A 13,427-nucleotide genomic window follows, 5' to 3' on the forward strand; every position below is an offset into this window, starting at 1 on the left:
CTCAGATGAACGCTTTCACCACCCGCCCGCAGCCCACACCCGTGCAGCAGCCCACCCCGATGCCGGTGCACCGCTACACGCCCTTCATCCCCGTAGACGTGCCGGATCGCACGTGGCCCTCCAAGCGCATCGAGAAGGCACCTCGCTGGCTGTCCACTGATCTGCGTGACGGTAACCAGGCCCTGATCGACCCGATGACCCCGTCGCGGAAGATGCGCATGTTCGAGCTGCTGGTCGACATCGGTTACAAGGAGATCGAGGTGGGGTTCCCGTCCGCCTCCCAGACGGACTTCGACTTCGTGAGGCAGCTGATCGAGGGAAACAAGATCCCCGACGACGTCACGATCTCGGTCCTGACCCAGGCCCGCGAGGACCTGATCAGCCGCACGGCAGAGTCGCTGGTCGGCGCCCAGCGCGGCACGATCCACATGTACAACGCCACCGCCGAGCTGTTCCGCAAGGTGGTGTTCCGCATTTCCGAGCAGGAGTGCGTCCAGCTGGCCACCCGCGGCACCGAGCTGGTGATGAAGTACGCGGACAAGCATCTGCGCGATGTGGAGTTCGGCTACCAGTACTCGCCGGAGATCTTCACCCAGACGCCCACGGACTTCGCCATCGAGGTGTGCAACGCGGTCAGCGATGTGTGGCAGCCGGGGGAGGGGCGCGAGATCATCTTCAACCTGCCCGCCACCGTCGAGCGCTCCACGCCGAACACGTACGCAGACCAGATCGAGTACTTCATCCGCAACATCCGCGACCGTCAGCACGTGGCTGTCTCCCTGCACCCGCACAACGACCGCGGCACCGCTGTCGCGGCCTCCGAGCTGGGGCAGATGGCCGGGGCGGACCGGGTCGAGGGATGCCTGTTCGGGCACGGCGAGCGCACCGGCAACGTGGACCTGGTGACGCTGGCCCTCAACCTGTACACCCAGGGCGTGGACCCGCAGGTGGACATCTCGGACATCGATCACATCCGCCGCACGGTGGAGTACTGCACCGGCCTGCCGGTGCACCCCCGCCACCCCTACGCCGGTGATCTGGTCTACACGGCGTTCTCCGGATCGCACCAGGACGCCATCAAGAAGGGCCTGGAGCACCTGGAGGCCGAGGCCGCCCGCCAGGGCAAGCTGGTCGACGAGATCGACTGGGAGGCCCCGTACCTGCCGATCGACCCCCACGACGTGGGCCGCACCTACGAGGCAGTCATCCGGGTCAACTCGCAGTCCGGCAAGGGGGGCATGGCCTACCTGATGAAGAACGAGTACAAGATGGACCTGCCGCGCCGGCTGCAGATCGAGTTCTCGCGCGTGGTGCAGGCCCACACAGACACCTCCGGCGGTGAGGTCACCCCGGCCCAGATGTTTGCCATCTTTGAGCGCGAGTACCTGAGCGACGGTCCGTGGCGCTTGGACTCGGCCGGCTCCACCTCCAGCAACGGGCAGTTCCACGTCCGGGCCGTCATCGACGGCCCCACGCGCAAGAACGTCGAGGTCGACGGCGAGGGCAACGGTCCCGTCTCCGCGTTCGTCGACGCGCTGGTCCAGGCCGGCGCCCACGTGCGGGTGCTGGATTACACCGAGCATGCGCTTGATGCCGGCGGCGACGCCAAGGCCGCAGCCTACGTCGAGTGCGAGGTGGGTGAGGGCGACGACGCCACGGTCCTGTGGGGCGTGGGCGTGGACCCCAGCATCACCAGCGCCTCCATGAAGGCCATCCTGAGCGCCCTGAACCGCGCGGCGGCGTGGGTCATGGCCCCCGCCTGATCGGCGAGGGTTTGCTGAAGCTCACCGATCCCGTCGCCACCGATCCCGATTCCCTCTACGAGCGGTTCACGTCCTGGGCCGAAGGGCAGGGCCTCTCGCTCTACCCCCATCAGGACGAAGCCGCCATCGAGCTGTTCACCGGCAACAATCTGATCCTGTCCACGCCGACGGGTTCGGGGAAGTCGATGGTGGCGCTGGCGGGGCACTTCGCGGCGTTGGCGACGGATCGGGTGAGCTTCTACACCGCACCCATCAAGGCCCTGGTGAGTGAGAAGTTCTTCGCGCTGTGTCAGGTCTTCGGCGCGGACAACGTCGGCATGGTCACCGGTGACGCCTCAGTCAACGCGGACGCCCCCATCATCTGCTGCACGGCCGAGGTGCTGGCCAACATCGCGCTCCGCGAGGGGCGGGCCGCCGACGTCGGCCTCGTCATTGCCGACGAGTTCCACTTCTACTCCGAGCCGGACCGGGGCTGGGCGTGGCAGGTGCCGTTGCTGGAGCTCCCCCAGGCCCAGTTCCTCCTGATGAGCGCCACCCTGGGCGACCTCACCGCGCTCGCGGAGGACCTCACGCGCCGCACGGGCCGCGCCACGAGCCTGATCAGCGACGCGGAGCGGCCGGTGCCGCTGCTGTTCGAATGGTCCATGACCCCGCTCCAGGAGCGGGTTGTGGACCTCATCCAGGAGCAGAAGGCGCCGGTCTACGTCGTTCACTTCACGCAGGCCGACGCGCTGGAGCGCGCCCAGTCGCTGCTCTCGCTCAACCTGATTACCAAGCACGACGGCGCCCGGATCGCCGAGGAGATCGGGGCGTTCAGGTTCGGGCCCGGCTTCGGCAAGATCCTGTCCGGACTGGTGCGCCGCGGGATCGGCGTGCACCACGCGGGCATGCTGCCGAAGTACCGGCGCCTCGTCGAACAGCTGGCTCAGACCGGGCTGCTCAAGGTCATCTGCGGTACCGACACACTCGGCGTGGGCATCAACGTCCCCATCCGCACCGTGCTGTTCACCGGGCTCGCCAAGTACGACGGCACGCGGGTGCGGCGCCTGCGCTCGCGCGAGTTCCACCAGATCGCGGGCCGCGCGGGCCGCGCCGGCTTTGACACGGTGGGTTTCGTGGTGGTGCAGGCCCCGGAGCACGTGATCGAGAACGAGCGCGCGTTGGCCAAGGCCGGCGACGATCCCAAGGCCAGGCGCAAGGTGGTGCGCCGCAAGCCGCCCGAGGGATTCGTCGCCTGGAGCGAGGACACCTTCGACAAGATCGTGGTCGCCGAGCCGGAGCAGCTGGTGTCGCGGATGCAGGTCACCCATTCCACGGTGCTCAACATCGCGCAGCGACCAGGCAGCGGTGCACAGTCCATGCGTGCGCTGATCGAGGCGTCGCACGAGCCGTCCGGCCGGAAGCGCGAGCTCACGCGGCGAGCCCTGGCCCTGACCCAGGCGCTTCTGCGCTCGGGCGTGCTGGTGAAGCTCAGCGCCCCGGATCCGGATGGCCGGTGGTGCGCCATGTCCGAGGGCGTCGGGGACGATTTCGCTCTCAACCAGCCCCTCGCCCCGTTCGCGGTGGCGTCGCTGGCGCTGCTGGACCCGGACTCACCCACCCACCACCTCGACGTCGTCTCCATCATCGAGGCGGTGCTGGAGGACCCGTTCCAGGTGCTGCTGGCTCAGCGGTTCGTGGCCCGCGGCGAGGCGGTGGCGCAGATGAAGGCAGACGGGGTGGAGTACGACGAGCGGATGGAGCGCCTCGAGGAGATCACCTGGCCCAAGCCCCTCGACGAGCTCCTCCAGCACGCCATGGGCATCTACGCCCAGTCGCACCCCTGGGTGGAGGCCTCCAAGCTGTCACCCAAGACCGTCGTGCGCGACATGTGGGAGCGGGCGATGAGCTTCAACCAGGCCGTGTCCTTCTACAAGCTCCAGCGCAGCGAGGGCGGACTGCTGCGCTACCTGTCGGACGCGTACCGGGCGCTGCGCCACACCGTCCCGGACGAGCATCGCACCGAGCAGTTCGACGACCTGGTCGAGTGGCTGGGGGAGACGGTCCGCCAGACCGACTCGTCCCTGCTCGACGAGTGGGAGGCCCTGACGGATCCGGACAAGGTGGCTGCGGCCGTCGCAGCCGCGGCGCTGGGGGCACCCCCGCCGCCACCGAGGCCGGTGACCGGCAACGAGCGCGCCTTCACCGCCATGATCCGCACCGCGATGTTCCGTCGCGTCGAACTCGCGGCCCGCGACGACATCGCCGCCCTGGCTGCCATGGACGCCGAAGCCTCTGTCATGGTCGATCCGCCGCTCGGGATCCTGATGGACGCCGACGCCTGGGACGAGGCCCTGGGGGAGTACTGGGACGAGCATGAGGACCTGCTCACCGACGGCGACGCCCGCGGCCCGGGGCTCTTCCGGATCGAGAAGGGGCGCGAGCGCTGGACGGTGCTCCAGGTGATTCACGATCCTCAGGGCAACCATGACTGGATGATCCGCGCCGAGGCGGATCTGGTGGCCAGCGATGCTGCTGGGTCCGCAGTGGTCCGCGCGGTTGCGTTCCAGCGCCTGGACTGATCGCCGCCCCAATCCTTCCCCTCAGCTACGCTGCGCGCATCACCTCGCCCATCACGGAAGGCGTGTCTGCATGCCCGGCACTCAGCGCGGCGTCACACTGCGATTCCTCGCCGAACCCATGGACGCCAACGTCCGTGGGCTGATGAGCGCAGGCAAGGTGCTCGAGTGGATCGACAAGGCCGGCTACGCCGCAGCCGTCGGGTGGGCCGGCACCTATGCGGTGACCGGCTACGTCGGCAACATCCACTTCACGCGCCCCATCCACGTTGGCGACCTCGTGGTGGTCCAGGCCCGCGTCGTACTCACGGGCAGGACGTCGCTCCAGGTGGTCTGCACCGTCTCCAGCGGCGACCCGCGTTCGTCGGCGCGGGTGCTCAATACCCAGTGCGTCCTGCAGTTCGTCGCCATGGAGGACGGCAAACCGGTCCCTGTTCCCCCCTTCGAGCCGCGAGACGAGTGGGAGCGGGGCCAGCACGATCGGGCGCTGGAGATCAACGTGGCGCGCCGGGCCATCGAAGAGGAGATGGGGGGCCAGGAGTACGACGTCGAGACCGGGTCCTGCCGCGAGACCCTGCGCTTCCTGGCAGCGCCGACCGATGTCAACTGGGGCGGCAAGGTGCACGGCGGCTACGTCATGAACTGGATCGACCAGGCGGCCCAGGTGGTGGCCGAACGCTGGCACGCCGGACCGGTGGCCTCCGTCTTCGCCGGTGGCGTGCGGTTCTACCGCCCCATGTTCATCGGGGATCTCGTCGAAGTCACCGCGCGGCTGCTCCACACCGGCACCACCAGCATGCACATCTCCGTGCACGTCAGCTCGGGAGATCCCCGGACGAGGGACCTCAGGGAGACCACGCACTGCACCATCGTCTACTGCGGAGTCGATGAGAAGGGCCGGAAGCGACCCGTGCCTCCGTGGCAGCCGGTGCTGCCCGGCGACGTGGCCCTGGAGACCCATGCACGCGCCATGATCGACATCCGCCGGAAGCTGCTCCGGCCTGTGCCGAAGGAACTGCCGCCGGACCTCTGAGAGGCTCAGGCTGAGCCGAAGCGCCGCTCCCGGGATGAGTACTGCTCGACGGCGGCCCACAGGTCGCGGCGGTCGAAATCCGGCCACAGCCTGTCCAGGAAGATGAACTCCGCGTACGCGGACTGCCACAGCAGGAAGTTCGAGGTGCGCTGCTCGCCGGAGGAGCGCACGAAGAGGTCGACGTCGGGGATCTCGGGCTCGTCGAGGAACCGTGCGAACCGCTCCTCGGTGAGTCGGTCGGGGTCCAACTTGCCTGCCCGGGCCAGACGAGCGATCTCGCGGGCCGCGTCGACGATCTCGGCCCGGCCGCCGTAGTTGACGCAGAACTGCAGGGTCAGGGTGTCGTTGTGTCGGCTCATCTCCTCGGCCACTTCGAGTTCCTTGATCACCGATCCCCACAACCTCGGACGGCGGCCGGCCCAGCGGATACGCACCCCGAGGTCGTTGAGTTCGTCCCGGCGGCGGTTGATGACGTCGCGGTTGAAGCCCATCAGCCATCGCACCTCGTCAGGGGAGCGCTTCCAGTTCTCCGTGGAGAACGCGTACGCCGACAGGTAGGGGATGCCCAGTTCGACCGCGCCGTGGATGACATCCAGCAGCGAGGCCTCGCCGCGGGCGTGCCCCTCCGTGCGCTTGAGCCCCCGCTGCTTGGCCCACCTTCCGTTGCCGTCCATCACGATCGCGACGTGTCTGGGGAGGGCCGCCCGGGGGATCTCCGGAGCTCTCGCTCCGCTGGGGTGCGGGGTGGGGCGGCGGCGGGGCATGGGCACGCTCCGACACTACCCGCCTACACTCGATGCTGTGCCGACCTATCGCGACCAAGCGGTGGTGCTGCGGACGCATCAGCTGGGCGAGGCGGACCGCATCATCACGCTGCTGACCCGCACCCACGGCAAAGTCCGCGCCGTGGCCAAGGGGGTGCGCAAGACCTCCAGCAAGTTCGGCGGCCGGTTGGAGCCGTTCCATCACGTCGACATCCAGTTCGCGGAGGGGCGAGGCTCGCTGGAGGTGGTCACCCAGGTGGAGGCACTCCACTCGAGCAGGCTCGCCGCCGACTACTCGCGCTTTACCGCCGCGGAGGTGCTGGTCGAGACGGCGGACCGCCTCGTCGCGGAGGAGCACAGCCCCGCCCTTCAACAGTTCCGCCTCCTGCTCGGCGCGCTGCTCGCGCTCGAGGCGGGTGAGCGCCCCGCGCCGCTGGTGGTGGACTCCTACCTGCTGCGGGCGCTGGCGGTGGCCGGGTACGCCGTGTCGACGAGGAGCTGTGCCGGCTGCGGGAGCGTGGACGTGCGCTGGTTCTCACCCGTGGGCGGCGGGGCGGTCTGCACCGGATGCCGCGCCTCGGGGGCCGGCCAGCTGGACCAGGCGGCCGCCACGCACCTCGGCTCCCTGCTCAGCGGGGACTGGGCGGTGGCCCAGGCCACTGATCTCGCCACTGCCAAGCGGGTCGACGGCATGGTGGTCGCCTACGCCACGTGGCACCTGGACCAGGCGCTCCGATCGCTTCCCTACTTCGAACGCTAGCCCGCGGAACAGGTGCGGCAGAGACCGAAGACCTCCACGTCGTGCACCACCTCGGTGAAGCCATTGGCCTGCGCGACGCGCGCTGCCCACTCCTCCACCTCGCGGGCGGCGATCTCGATCGAATAACCGCAGGACCGGCACACGAGGTGGTGGTGGTGACCAGACGAACACCGTCGGTAGGTCGCCTCGCCATCCGGGGTCCGCAGCACATCCACCTCGCCGGCCTCGGCCATGGCCTGCAGTGCCCGGTACACGGTGGCCAGCCCCACCTTGGCGCCCACCTCCCGAAGTTGGTCGTGGAGTTGTTGGGCGGTGCGGAACTCCTCACCGCCCTCCAGGAGGTCCCGGACGGCGGCGCGCTGCCAGGTGTGGCGCGTGGTGGGTTTAGTGCTCGTCATAGTGATCCCCATGGAGGGCGTGACGGTGGCCGTCGTGGACGTAGTCCAGGTGGTCGCCGTGCTGGATCACCTTCACCCCAGGCGTGTGCGCGAACGAGTCGTCGTGCGCCTCGGCCTGGCGATAGGTGTGGGAGTGGCCGTGATCCTCGACGTAGGGGATGAACCTGGCGGAGCGACGGGTCCACCGGCCGAACACCCAGGACAACCCCAGCAGCAGAATGGCGGTGACGACGATGGTGGCGCCGGTTGCGGTGTCCAGGTAGAAGGAGCCGATGGTGCCGCCGACCGCGGCCACAACTCCAACACCCATGGCGCCGAAGAATGAGGTGGTGAAGCCGATGAAGATCTGCTGCGATGTGGCCACCGGGATCACCATGAGCGCACTGATCAGCAGCAGTCCCACCGTGCGCATGGAGACGGTCACCGTGATGGCAGCCAGGACCACCACGAGGAGGTTGAGGGCCTTGACCCTGATGCCCAGGACCCTCGAATAGTCCTCGTCGACGGAGACGGCGAACAGTCTCGGCGCGAGCCCGATGGTCAGGGCCAGAATGATCACGGCGAGGGCGACGATGAGGGCGATGTCACCCTCGCTCACCGAGGTCAGTGAGCCGAAGAGGAACGCAGACAGTCCTCCCGCGCCCTGGCCCGCGACACCGGCCATCAACACACCCGAGGCGAGGCCGCCGTAGAACAGGATGGCCAGGCCCAGGTCTCCCGAGGCCTTCCCATGCTGGCGCAACAACTCGACGGTGACAGCTCCCGCCACGGCGGTGACCACTGCGACGGGCAGTGGCGCCCACCCCGTCATGAGCGCCAGGCCGACACCCATGATCGCCACGTGCCCCAGGCCATCGCCGAGCAGGCTCATCCGCCGCTGGACGATGAAGGTCCCGATGGCGGGGGCGATCAGGCCGCTGAGCAGCGCGGCGAGGAGGGCGCGTTGCATGAACGGCAGGCTGAGGATCTCGATCACGTGAAAGCTCCTGCAATCGGGTCGGACAGACCCACGACGGACGGCATGGTCACGTCCGGGTCGCACTCATGGGCCCCGGTGGGCTCGGCTTCGACGACCAGACCGTCGCAGAGTGTGATCGAGCGGTGCAGGACCGTGCCCATCGGCCCGAGTTCGTGGAGCACCACCAGCAGGGCCAACCCCTCGTCGCCCAGGCGTGACAGCAGTTCTGCGATTCCCTGCTGGCTGTGCAGGTCGACTCCGGCAAGCGGCTCGTCCATCACAAGAAGGTCCGGGTGGGTGGCGAGGGCGCGGGCGATCAGCACCCGTTGCTTCTGCCCACCGGACAGGGCGCTGAAGGGCCAGCGGGCGCGAGCGCTCAACCCGACCAGGTCCAACGCTCGGTGCAGCGCGTCGCGGTCCTGCCTGCCCAGCCATTGGAACGGGCGACGGTGGGCCAGCCTCCCGGAGGCCGCCACTTCCCACACAGTCGCGTTTGCGACCGCCACGGAGGAATGTTGAGGCACGTACCCGATCCGGGACCAGTCACGGAACGTCTCCAGGGACTGCCCGAACAAGTCCACCGTGCCCTCCTGGTGGGGGACCAGGCCAAGCAATGCGCGGATCAGCGTCGACTTGCCTGAGCCGTTGCCACCCAACAGGGCAACGGCCTCGCCCGCCGCAACCGAGATCGACACGTCCCGGAGGACCGGCATGCCGCCCAGTGAGACGAAGAGTCCCTCGGCGTGGAGCGGATCAGCTGCAGTCATTGGCGGTGGAGAGTGCGGAGAGGTTGGCGCGCATGATCGAAGGGTAGTCCGTGCCGGGGGACTGGTCGGTGATCCCCTCCAGCGGATCGAGCACGGCTGTTTCGAGCCCGAGGTCCTCGGCAATTGAGGTCGCCACCGCGTCGGAGGTGAGCGTTTCGAAGAAGATCGTCGTGACGCCGTGGGCGCTGGCCTCGTCCTGGATCTCCTTGATCCGCGCCGGCGAGGGTTCATCGTCGGGGCTCACCCCGGAGATGCCGATCTCGGTCAGCTCGTAGCGGTTGGCCAGATAGTGGAATGCGGCGTGCGTGGTGATGAACTCGCGTCGGGCGCACTCATCGAGTCCGGCGGCGAGCTCGGTGTCCAGGACGCCGAGCGCAGACACGCTCTCGGCGGTACCGGCAGAATAGTCACCAGCGTGTTCGGGATCGATCTCGGCCAGCTGCGCGCCCAGCTCCTCCACGAGCGCGGCCATGCGGGTGGGATCCTGCCAGAAATGGGGATCGAACTCGCCATGGTCGTGTCCGTCATCGGCGGTGTGCTCCTCCTCCTCAGCGCCGTGGACATGCTCCTCGGCCACGGGAAGCAGATCGACCACCGTCGCCGCATCGAGGACCCGCTCAGCACCCGACTGCTCGATCGCATCGTCGACCGCGGGCTGGAACCCGGAGAGATACACCACGAGATCCGCATCGGCCAGGGAGGCGATCTGCTGCGGCGTGAGCTCGAGATCGTGCGCCTCCGCTCCCGGGGTGGCGAGTGTCGTCACTGATCCGTGTTCGCCCAGGACGGAGGAGGCCGCCCACTCGAGTGGGTAGAAGGCCGCTACCACGTGAGGCGCGGGCTGATCGGACGCGGGGGAGGATCCGCAGGCGGCGAGGAGCAGAACCGCAGCGGCGCTGACGCCGACGAGTCGAGACATGTGAGACATGAGAACCATTATCAATTAGACAAGCATGGGCGTCAAACCCGACGGTCACGATTTGATAACTCCCTGACGAAAGTAATGCGCTGCGGGTGTCGACGGTGGCAATATCTCGACAGGAGCGCGCTTGACAACGATCGTCAGGCGATGAGTCAACTCCCACGCAAAGGAGCGATCTGTCATGCGGAAAAAGATTTCCTTGATTTCCGGCCTCGCGGCCCTGAGTCTTCTCGCCACCGGATGCCTCGGCGGCGGATCCACCCCTGAGGCCTCGGAGGCCGAGGGTGAAGAGACCGCCAAGGAGACCATCCAGGTCATGTACGCCTTCTCGGGCGATCAGTCGACGGCCTTCCAGTCGGACATGGACACCTGGGGCGAAGAGAACGGCATCACGTTCGACTGGATCCAGTCCAACGAGTTCGAGGTGCAGATCAGCTCGAAGGTCCAGTCGGGCAACGCCCCAGACATCGCGATCTTCCCCCAGCCGGGCATCCTCAAGGCGTTGGCCGAGGAGGGGGAGTTGGCCGAGCTGAGCACCCAGGTGGATCTGGACAAGCTCGAGGCGGACATCATCCCTGGATTCCTGGACGCGGCCACCGTCGATGACGTCGTCTACGGCGCGCCGATGGCCATGAACGGCAAGTCCTTCTACTGGTACAACAAGCCGGCGTTCGAGGCAGCCGGGTACGCCGTTCCCGAGACCCACGACGACCTGCTGGCGCTGCTCGAGCAGATCAAGGCCGACGGCGTCGCCCCCCTCTGCTACGGCATGGAGTCCGGATCGGCCACCGGCTGGCCCGCCACCGACTGGATCGAGGACTACGTCCTCCAGACCGGCGGCACGGAGGTCTACGACAAGTGGGTCAGCGGCGAGATCAAGTTCGACAGCCCCGAGATCCGCGAGGCGTTCGCCGTCTACGAGGAGGTCCTCATGACCGAGGGCAACGTCTACGGCGGGATCCAGAACTCCTCGTCCAACGCATTCGCCACCGCGCTGAATCCCATGTTCGACCCGGAGCCGAAGTGCTACCTGGGCAAGCAGGGCAACTTCATCACGCAGCAGGGCTTCTTCCCCGATGAGATCTTCGCCCAGCTCGACACTGTGGTGGGCATGTTCGTGACCCCGAGCGTCTCGGGCGAGAGCCCCGTCCTGGGTGGCGGCGACCTTGCGGCCGCGTTCACCAAGAACGACGCCAATGTCAAGAAGGCCTTGGCCTTCATGACCACCGATCCCGAGTTCGGCGACGCGCAGGTCGGCACCGGCGCATGGCTGTCGCCGCTGAAGACCTTCGACGCGGAGAAGTACCCCAACCAGGTGCTCAAGGACGTGGCCGCCTCCGTTTCCGAGTCGTCCGTCTTCCGCTTCGACGGCTCGGATCAGATGCCCGGCGCCGTCGGCTCCGGCAGCTTCTGGACCGGCATGGTGGACTACACCAGTGGGCGCACAGACCTCGACGCCACGCTGCAGGCCATCGACGCGTCTTGGCCCGCGAGCTAGTCGGCGCCTCTTCCAATCCGCGTCGGCGGTGGCCCGAGGGCACTCGGGTCACCGCCGGCCTCACCACTCAGGAGCAACCCCATGTTTGAAAAGCTCGGCCTCGCGCTCGGCGCGGTCGTGGTGGGTGTGCTGGGTGCGGTGGCGCTCTTCTGGCTGTTGAATAAGGCGTGTGAGCTTCTCCCGAAGAAGTGGGAACTCCGCCTCAAGCCCTATGCGCTGCTGTTGCCGGCCTACGCCGCGATCGGTGTCTTCCTCCTCTACCCCGCCGTAGAGACAATTGCCTCCAGCTTCCGGCGCGGCCGCAACGGCCGGCTGCTGGAGTTCGTCGGCCTCGACAACTACGTCCGCCTCTTCAACGACCCGCGGTTCATCAACACGCTGATCAACAACGTGCTGTGGATCATCGTGGCCCCCGCCGCCATCGTCGCCTTCGGCCTGCTTGTCGCCGTGCTGGTCGACAAGCTCAAGCCCATGGCCGAGAAGTCCGCTAAGTCGATCATCTTCCTGCCGATGGCCATCTCCATGGTGGGCGCCTCGGCCATCTGGAACCTGGTCTACGCCTGGCGCCCCGAGGGATCCTCCCAGGTGGGGCTGCTCAACGCGATCATCGTAGGTCTGGGCGGCTCGCCCCAGACCTGGCTGCAGATAGACGCCTTCAGGTTCAACACCTTCCTGCTCATGGTGGTCTACGTCTGGACCCAGGTGGGCTATTCGATGGTCCTGCTTTCCGCCGCCCTGAAGGGCGTGCCGGAGGACACCATCGAGGCGGGCCGCATCGACGGCGCGTCCGAGGGTGCCATCTTCTGGCGGATCATCCTGCCGCAGGCCTGGCCCACCGTGATCACCGTCTTCATCACCGTGCTCATCGGCGTCATGAAGCTCTTCGACATCGTCTACGCCATGACCAACGGCAACTACAACACCAATGTGCTGGGCAACGCGTTCTACGCGGCGCTGTTCCGCAACGGTGATCCGGGCACCGCCTCGGCCATCGTCGTGATCCTCATCATCGCCATCATCCCGGTCCTGGTGTACCAGGTCCGCCAGTTCAGGCTCCAGGAGGCGAACTCATGACCGTCGCAGCCCCCCCGAAGAAGGTCAAGGTCAAGCGCGGCGAGGAGTCGGCCCGGTCGGTGGGCTCGGGGAAGTTCCTGTGGCTGGTCGAATCGGCCGTCGTGATCCTGTGTCTGCTGTGGCTCATCCCCACCATCGGACTGTTCCTGACGTCCCTGCGCCCGCGCTCCGAGGCCAACAACAGCGGGTGGTGGAACGTGTTCGCCAACCCCACGCAGCTCACGATCGAGAACTACGGCGAGGTCCTGACCACGGGCGCCACCCCGTTCGGTGTCGCGTTCATCAACTCGCTGACCGTAGCCATCCCGGCGACGATCATCCCCATCCTCATCGCCGCGTTCGCCGCTTACGTGTTCACGTTCATGGAGTTCAAGGGCCGTGACGTGCTCTTCATCGTCATCGTCGGCCTCCTCGTGGTGCCCAACTCGGTCTCGTTCGTTCCCTTGTCGATCATCTTCCAGCAGATGGGGATCAACGGTCAGTTCGCGACGGTGTGGCTCGCGCACACCGGCTTCGGCATGCCGCTGGCGGTCTACATCCTGCGCAACTACATGGCCTCCCTTCCGAAGTCGGTGGTGGAGTCGGCGGAGATCGACGGCGCGTCGCACTGGCAGACGTTCTGGCGCCTGATCATCCCGATGTCCACGCCTGCGCTGGCCTCGTTCGCGATCTTCCAGTTCCTCTGGGTCTGGAACGACCTGCTGGTGGCGCTGATCTTCCTCGGCCAGGGTGACAACGCGGTGCTCACCATCGCGCTGGCCGGCCTCCTGGGCACACGCGGCGAGAACTGGCACCTGCTCACCGCAGGCGCCTTCATCACGATGATCCTGCCGCTCGTGGTGTTCTTCGCCCTGCAGCGGTACTTCGTCCGGGGCCTCACCTCGGGCGCCGTCAAGGGCTGACGTCTACCGCGGGCCGGTGTCTCCGACGCC

The 13,427-nt window shown here is 67.4% G+C and carries 12 protein-coding genes; 7 read left to right on the plus strand and 5 right to left on the minus strand.

Annotated elements, in window-relative coordinates; genetic code table 11:
- The first annotated feature begins 5 nt into the window (after nt 1-5).
- The 3 genes from leuA to ACX1D1_RS08705 all read left to right on the plus strand — a co-directional run bounded on the left by leuA (nt 6) and on the right by ACX1D1_RS08705 (nt 5,354).
- Nucleotides 6-1,763, plus strand: a complete 1,758-nt coding sequence (leuA, locus tag ACX1D1_RS08695; protein WP_182782935.1) for a 2-isopropylmalate synthase — start codon at nt 6-8, stop codon at nt 1,761-1,763.
- Entirely contained in the window at nt 1,742-4,324 is a 2,583-nt protein-coding gene (locus ACX1D1_RS08700) for a DEAD/DEAH box helicase (RefSeq protein ID WP_459054310.1), read from the plus strand. Before leuA ends, ACX1D1_RS08700 begins: the two co-directional genes overlap by 22 nt.
- A gap of 70 nt (nt 4,325-4,394) precedes the next feature.
- Complete coding sequence (locus ACX1D1_RS08705) at nt 4,395-5,354, plus strand: acyl-CoA thioesterase (RefSeq protein ID WP_182782933.1); 960 nt, start codon at nt 4,395-4,397, stop codon at nt 5,352-5,354.
- A 5-nt stretch (nt 5,355-5,359) separates the two neighbouring features.
- On the opposite strand, the gene ACX1D1_RS08710 is transcribed toward ACX1D1_RS08705, so the two are convergent.
- A complete protein-coding gene (locus ACX1D1_RS08710) occupies nt 5,360-6,028 on the minus strand; it encodes an isoprenyl transferase (RefSeq protein ID WP_459056564.1) in 669 nt (222 codons plus the stop codon).
- 127 nt (nt 6,029-6,155) lie between these two features.
- On the opposite strand from ACX1D1_RS08710, the gene recO reads away from it, so the two are divergent.
- On the plus strand, nt 6,156-6,878 hold the full coding sequence (gene recO / locus ACX1D1_RS08715; RefSeq protein WP_182782932.1) for a DNA repair protein RecO: 723 nt from the start codon (nt 6,156-6,158) through the stop codon (nt 6,876-6,878).
- Here the strand turns inward: recO and ACX1D1_RS08720 are convergent.
- Genes ACX1D1_RS08720 through ACX1D1_RS08735 form a run of 4 tightly spaced genes read right to left on the minus strand, consistent with a single transcriptional unit; the run spans nt 6,875 to nt 9,929 of the window.
- Nucleotides 6,875-7,276: a Fur family transcriptional regulator gene (locus ACX1D1_RS08720; RefSeq protein WP_182782931.1), complete on the minus strand. Its 402-nt coding sequence runs from the start codon at nt 7,274-7,276 to the stop codon at nt 6,875-6,877. The two genes, recO and ACX1D1_RS08720, sit on opposite strands and share 4 nt — an antisense overlap.
- Nucleotides 7,263-8,249, minus strand: a complete 987-nt coding sequence (locus ACX1D1_RS08725) for a metal ABC transporter permease (RefSeq protein ID WP_182783112.1) — start codon at nt 8,247-8,249, stop codon at nt 7,263-7,265. Before ACX1D1_RS08725 ends, ACX1D1_RS08720 begins: the two co-directional genes overlap by 14 nt.
- The gene (locus ACX1D1_RS08730; RefSeq protein WP_459054311.1) at nt 8,249-9,001 is read right to left on the minus strand and encodes a metal ABC transporter ATP-binding protein; all 753 of its coding nucleotides are present in this window, start codon (nt 8,999-9,001) and stop codon (nt 8,249-8,251) included. The genes ACX1D1_RS08725 and ACX1D1_RS08730 overlap by 1 nt, the downstream gene beginning before the upstream one ends.
- Nucleotides 8,988-9,929, minus strand: a complete 942-nt coding sequence (locus ACX1D1_RS08735; protein ID WP_255422207.1) for a metal ABC transporter substrate-binding protein — start codon at nt 9,927-9,929, stop codon at nt 8,988-8,990. The genes ACX1D1_RS08730 and ACX1D1_RS08735 overlap by 14 nt, the downstream gene beginning before the upstream one ends.
- 175 nt (nt 9,930-10,104) lie before the next feature.
- Between ACX1D1_RS08735 and ACX1D1_RS08740 the strand changes: the two genes are divergently transcribed.
- The 3 genes from ACX1D1_RS08740 to ACX1D1_RS08750 all read left to right on the plus strand — a co-directional run bounded on the left by ACX1D1_RS08740 (nt 10,105) and on the right by ACX1D1_RS08750 (nt 13,397).
- Nucleotides 10,105-11,421 carry an ABC transporter substrate-binding protein gene (locus tag ACX1D1_RS08740; RefSeq protein ID WP_459054312.1) on the plus strand — a complete coding sequence of 439 codons (1,317 nt, stop codon included), beginning with the start codon at nt 10,105-10,107 and terminating at the stop codon, nt 11,419-11,421.
- Nucleotides 11,422-11,502: 81 nt separating this feature from the next.
- Nucleotides 11,503-12,495: a carbohydrate ABC transporter permease gene (locus ACX1D1_RS08745; RefSeq protein WP_459054313.1), complete on the plus strand. Its 993-nt coding sequence runs from the start codon at nt 11,503-11,505 to the stop codon at nt 12,493-12,495.
- Nucleotides 12,492-13,397 (plus strand): carbohydrate ABC transporter permease, encoded by a 906-nt coding sequence (locus ACX1D1_RS08750; RefSeq protein WP_459054314.1) that lies wholly within the window; start codon nt 12,492-12,494, stop codon nt 13,395-13,397. Before ACX1D1_RS08745 ends, ACX1D1_RS08750 begins: the two co-directional genes overlap by 4 nt.
- Nucleotides 13,398-13,427 lie beyond the last annotated feature (30 nt).

It is taken from the genome of Tessaracoccus luoxuelianae (genome assembly GCF_054483915.1).

Coding starts and splice junctions, on each gene's coding strand:
- leuA (WP_182782935.1), top strand. CDS start 6: ATGAACGCTTTCACCACCCGCCCGCAGCCCACACCCGTGCAGCAGCCC.
- ACX1D1_RS08705 (WP_182782933.1), top strand. CDS start 4,395: ATGCCCGGCACTCAGCGCGGCGTCACACTGCGATTCCTCGCCGAACCC.
- ACX1D1_RS08710 (WP_459056564.1), bottom strand. CDS start 6,028: ATGGACGGCAACGGAAGGTGGGCCAAGCAGCGGGGGCTCAAGCGCACG.
- ACX1D1_RS08720 (WP_182782931.1), bottom strand. CDS start 7,276: ATGACGAGCACTAAACCCACCACGCGCCACACCTGGCAGCGCGCCGCC.
- ACX1D1_RS08730 (WP_459054311.1), bottom strand. CDS start 9,001: ATGACTGCAGCTGATCCGCTCCACGCCGAGGGACTCTTCGTCTCACTG.
- ACX1D1_RS08735 (WP_255422207.1), bottom strand. CDS start 9,929: ATGTCTCACATGTCTCGACTCGTCGGCGTCAGCGCCGCTGCGGTTCTG.
- ACX1D1_RS08740 (WP_459054312.1), top strand. CDS start 10,105: ATGCGGAAAAAGATTTCCTTGATTTCCGGCCTCGCGGCCCTGAGTCTT.
- ACX1D1_RS08745 (WP_459054313.1), top strand. CDS start 11,503: ATGTTTGAAAAGCTCGGCCTCGCGCTCGGCGCGGTCGTGGTGGGTGTG.
- ACX1D1_RS08750 (WP_459054314.1), top strand. CDS start 12,492: ATGACCGTCGCAGCCCCCCCGAAGAAGGTCAAGGTCAAGCGCGGCGAG.